We start from the raw sequence: 4,699 nt of genomic DNA on the forward strand, positions 1-4,699 counted from the left end.
GGCCGGTGCAGCATGGCGGTTCTCCTCAGCGAGGGGCGTGCAGGCAGGTGCGGGACGGCGGGCCGTGGCCGTCCGGCCGCGGCCCGGGAGGAGTCCCGGGCCGCGACCGGCGGTGTCCGTCAGACGGTGGTCAGACCGTCGACGCGCGGACCTCGTCCCGGGCCCGCACGAGCCGGCGACGGCGGCCGAGGAGCAGCGCACCCCCGGCGAGCGCGAGCGCCGCGGTGCCGAGGCCCGCACCGGCCTGCAGTGCCGTCCGGTCCGAGGCCGGCGAGACCTGCGCCGCGGCCGTCGTCGGGCCGAGCGCGGTGGTACCGGAACCCGTTGCGGGCGAACCGCTCCCGGCGACGGTGACGACGTCGGCCTTGCCGCCCTCGAGCGGGCTGACGAGCGCGGCGCCCTTGGCCTTGGCGGCGGCAGGGCTGTTCACCGAGCCGGAGCCGCTGTGCGGCAGCGCGACGTACGGGAACGTGCTGCCGAACGCCACGTCGTTCGCGTTCACGCCGTCCCCGAGGTCGTTCGGCGCGCCGACGAGCTCGCCCTCGACGACCTGGAGCGCGGCGTCGAGCACGTCGTCGGTGAGCCGGCGGCCGTTGGGGAAGCCGTTGTTGTCGCCGCCGACGACGCCGAGCCGGCTCGGGGTCTGGTTCGCGAACGGCGTGAGGTTGAGCCGCAGCATCTCGCCCGGCACGACGTTCTTCGGCTGGTTGAGGCCCTTGACCCCGGTGAGGAACACCGAGACGAGGTCGTTGCGCGGCTCGGCCGGGGCCTTGATGCCGTAGACCTTCTCGACGACCTTCGGCAGCCCCGGGTTCGTCACGTACTTGAGGAACTGGGCGTCACCCTGCGGCCGGGAGGCGTTGAAGCGGTCCTTGTCCTTGGTGGGGATGACGACCTCGTTGACGAGCGGGTTGCCCAGCCGCGAGACCCGGCGCAGCTGCCCGTCGGCGCCCTTGGCGAGGGTCTCCGACCAGACGCCGATGACGTTCTTCGACCCGCCGAGCTCGCTGACCGGCACCCGGATCGCGACCGTGTTCACGTTGTAGCCGGCGAGGGTGTCGTTGCCGACCTCGGAGAGGTCGCCGCCGTAGAGCAGGTCGAAGACCCGCAGGTCGAGGAAGAACGGGTCGTCGGCCTGCCCGGCGAAGACGTCCCGGCCGCCGACCGTGTAGGTGGCCTGCTTGCGCAGGTCCGCGTACTTCGGCATCGAGGCCTTGCCGACGTTCGACGGCGCGGCGATCCGGTTCTTCGCGAGGGTGGACCAGCGCCCGCCCGAGTACTTCTTGAGGTCGTACGTCTGGACGACGTTGAGGTCGGGGTCCGTGAGCGAGGTGACCGGGCCGGTGTTGTAGAGGAACGTGCCCTTGTTCTTCACCGTCGTCCGGAACTGCCAGCGGTAGATGATGTCCGGCTTGGCGTTGCCGTTGGTGTCGATGGCGATGTCGTAGGCCGCGCCGTCCGCGAACGTGTAGAAGTTCGGCCCGCCGGCGGGCTCGGAGAACGGCAGCCAGTTGGCCGCCAGGGTGACGGTGCCCGCCTTGTCCGGGCTGAGGAAGGCGTAGACGTCGGTCGTGTCGAGCCGCGGCGAGCCGGCGATCGACGGCGCCTCGCGGTGGCTCGACGCGGCGGCGGGGCCGGCCGTGGCGAACGCGCCGCCGAGGACGGCGGTCGCGGCGGTGACGGCCAGCACTGCGCGGGTACGGGGACGACGGTGCGGCGGAGCGCCGACCGCTGAGCGGTGTGCCATGGGGAACCCTCCCGGGTCGCGGCGCCTGTGTGGCGCCGGTCACCACCCGTTCGGCGTCCCCGCACCCGCGGATTGGTGCTCGCCGCGGAAAGATCGCCGCCGCGCCCGGTGCCGGCGCCCGGCCGGGCCGGAGGGAAGGTCACGGTGACGACGGCGCCGTAGTGACCGGCGTCCCTGTTGGAGAGCTGCAACGTGCCGCCGTGCTGCTCGACGATCCACTGCACCAGGGGCAGCCCGAGCCCGGTCCCGCCGCCGGGGCCGGTCGCGTAGCGCGCGAGCACGTCGACCTCGGGCGGGAACCCCGGGCCGTCGTCGACGACCTGGAGCACCGCGACGCCGTTCTCGTGGACCAGCCTGACGAGCACGTTGGGCAGGACCTCGCCCACCTTGCCGTGGCGGACGGCGTTCTCGACGAGGTTCACCAGGGCGTGCCGCAGCAGGGCTGCGTCCCCGGTGACGGTCACCGGTTCGCTGACGTCGACGAGACACCCGAACGCGGTCTCGAGCTCCCCGACGAGCACGTCCAGCCGGACCGGCAGCTGCTGCACGGGATGCGCGGAGTGCTCGATCCGGGTCGCCAGCAGCAGGTTGGACACCACGTGACCGGCACTGTCGGCGACGGACACCAGCCGGTCGAGGGTACGGGCGACGGGCTCGGACCGGTCGACGGTCCTGCGGGCCGACTCGGCGCCGGCCCGGAGCCTGGCCAGCGGGGCCCGCAGCTCGTGGGCGGCCGTGGCCAGGAACCGCTCCCGGTCCTCCAGAGCGGCCAGCGCCGGGCGCATGCTGCGCCCGATGAGCCACAGGCCGGTGAACGTCAGCAGCACCAGGAGGGCGCCCGCGGCCCCGATCGCCGGTGCCAGCAGCTCGCCGCGCGGTTGCGCCTCCAGGGGTGCCGTGGCCACCACGGCTCCGGCCACGCCCCGGGCGTCGAACCAGGGCATGGCGACCGCCCTGGCCGGCCCGTCGGGCGTCGCGAGCTGCTCGACGGTGCCCTGCTCCGCGGCGTCCCGCAGCGCCGCCCCGGCCAGGACCTGCACCCGCGAGGGCTCGGCGCCCCCGGTGACGAGGAGCACCCTCGGGGCCGCGCCGCCGTCCCGGGCCGCGAACACGGCCAGGGCGCCGGGGCCGGTCGCGACGACGTCGTTGCGGATCCCGTCGGTCCGGGGTGCGCCCTTCCCGTCGAGGTACACCAGTGCGGCGGCGCGGGACGCCTGGGCCCGCAGAGAGGCCGTCTGGCGCTCGCCGGCGTAGCCCTCGTCGAGACGCTCGAGGACGACGACGAAGGTGATCAGCCCCAGGCAGGCGACGGCCACGAAGCCGCCGCTGAGGCGCCACTGCAGGCGGCGCAGCACGGCATGCCCCCCGCGGGCCGTGCGGGGCCGCCTCATCCGTCGGCCCGCGCCATGTACCCCGCCCCGCGCACCGTGTGCACCAGGGGCGGGTCGCCGAGCTTGGTCCGCAGCATCCGCACCCGGACGTCGACGACGTTGGAGACCGGGTCCGCGAACTCGTCCCAGCAGTGCTCGATGAGCGTTCCCCGGGTGACCACCTGTCCTGCGCTGCGCACGAGGCAGACGAGGATGGCGTACTCCTTCGGGGTGAGGGTGACGGGTCGCCCGGCGCGGGTCACGGCCATGGAGGCGACGTCGACCGCGAGGTCGGCCAGCCGGAGCACGGGCTGGTCGACGGCTTCCCGGCGACGGGCCAGCGCCCGGACCCGGGCCAGCAGTTCGTCCATGGCGAAGGGCTTGACCAGGTAGTCGTCCGCGCCCGCGTCGAGGCCCGCGACCCGCTCGGACAGGTCGTCCAGCCCGCTGAGGAAGAGCACCGGGGCGACCACCCCGTCCCGTCGCAGGTCCCGCATCATCGCCGCTGCGTCACCGTCGGGGAGCATCCGGTCGAGGACGCACGCGTCGTAGTCCGTGATCCGGAGCTTCTCGTCCGCCTCGCCCAGACAGGTCGCCTCGTCCACCGCCATCCCGCGACCGCGGAGGACCTCGACCACCGACGTCCGCAGGTCCTCGTCGTCCTCCAGGACCAGTACCCGCACGGTGATCATTCTGCACACCCCCTGTCCGCCCGCCAACCGCCGGCGGCCCCGCCCGTGCGGGGGCGGGGCCGCCGGTGCCCGGTGGTCAGCAGTGCTCGAACACGTAGCTCGACCTGCCGCGGGGGGCGACGTTGCGGTCCCGGTAGGTGATCGAGATCCGTGCCCCGCGGGCCGCGCAGGCCCGCTCGAAGTTCGAGCGGCCCCCGGCGTCCGGGTACTCCACCTCGTAGACCTGGTTGCCGTAGGCGCTCATGTAGTCGCCGCACTCGTCGTAGACCTGGCACTCCTCGGCGATCGCGAAGTCGAACCCGATCTGGCGCCTGCCCTGGGCGGCGATCTCCACGGTGTTCTTCTGCCCGATGGCCAGCCCGAGGGCGTGCGCGTCGCGGACGAAGAGCGTCGCCAGCGCGAGGTTCCCGGCCTGGGTGAGCAGGGAGGTGCGGGTGTAGGTGTCCAGGTTGTCGATCTCGACCGCGTCGAACCCTGCGTCGCGGCACCCGGTCATCCAGCCGTGGACCACGCCGGCGACGAGGTCCCGGCTCGCGGCGGTCCGGGTGTCGAGCATGTACTCGCCCGGCCACCCCTTGTCCTCGACGAGGTCCCCCGAGGCGTCGCGCAGCACCGCGCCCGCCGGCCAGCTGCCGAGGCTGCCGGGCTGGGTCTGGTAGCCGTTGACGTAGCAGATGTTGTACTTGCCGGGGACGGGGTCGTCCGTGTGGTCGCGGTCCACGATGTCGACGTCGGCGTCGGGCTGGTAGGCCCCGCCGATCTGGTAGTCGAGCACCCCGTCGGCCGGCGGCAGGGTGATCGACCCCGGCGCGGGCTGCGTCGTCGTGGGCGGCCTCGTGGCGGTCGGCGGCCGCACCGAGGTGCTCGTGGCGGTGGGGGTGGTGCTCGGG

Annotated in this window: 3 protein-coding genes and 1 pseudogene; all 4 read right to left on the bottom strand. The window is 73.8% G+C overall.

Annotation, left to right across the window (positions count from 1 at the left end):
* Positions 1–130: 130 nt before the first annotated feature.
* Positions 131–1,690: a DUF4331 domain-containing protein gene (locus EDJALFJO_RS35280; RefSeq protein WP_369812474.1), complete on the bottom strand. Its 1,560-nt coding sequence runs from the start codon at positions 1,688–1,690 to the stop codon at positions 131–133.
* A 194-nt stretch (positions 1,691–1,884) separates the two neighbouring features.
* Positions 1,885–3,138, bottom strand: a pseudogene (locus EDJALFJO_RS36205) (sensor histidine kinase); the annotation flags it as partial.
* The gene (locus EDJALFJO_RS00385) at positions 3,135–3,809 is read right to left on the bottom strand and encodes a response regulator transcription factor (RefSeq protein ID WP_088281080.1); all 675 of its coding nucleotides are present in this window, start codon (positions 3,807–3,809) and stop codon (positions 3,135–3,137) included. The pseudogene EDJALFJO_RS36205 and the gene EDJALFJO_RS00385, both read right to left, overlap by 4 nt.
* Before the next feature lie 76 nt (positions 3,810–3,885).
* A partial coding sequence (locus EDJALFJO_RS00390) for an endo alpha-1,4 polygalactosaminidase (RefSeq protein WP_233149598.1) occupies positions 3,886–4,699 on the bottom strand: 814 nt, incomplete at its 5' end.

The sequence above is a fragment of the Kineosporia sp. A_224 genome, from assembly GCF_002198655.1.
Classification (GTDB): domain Bacteria; phylum Actinomycetota; class Actinomycetes; order Actinomycetales; family Kineosporiaceae; genus R-H-3.

Bases quoted from the DNA above. Each gene is read 5' to 3' on its own strand.
- EDJALFJO_RS00385 (WP_088281080.1), bottom strand. From the start codon at position 3,809: ATGATCACCGTGCGGGTACTGGTCCTGGAGGACGACGAGGACCTGCGG.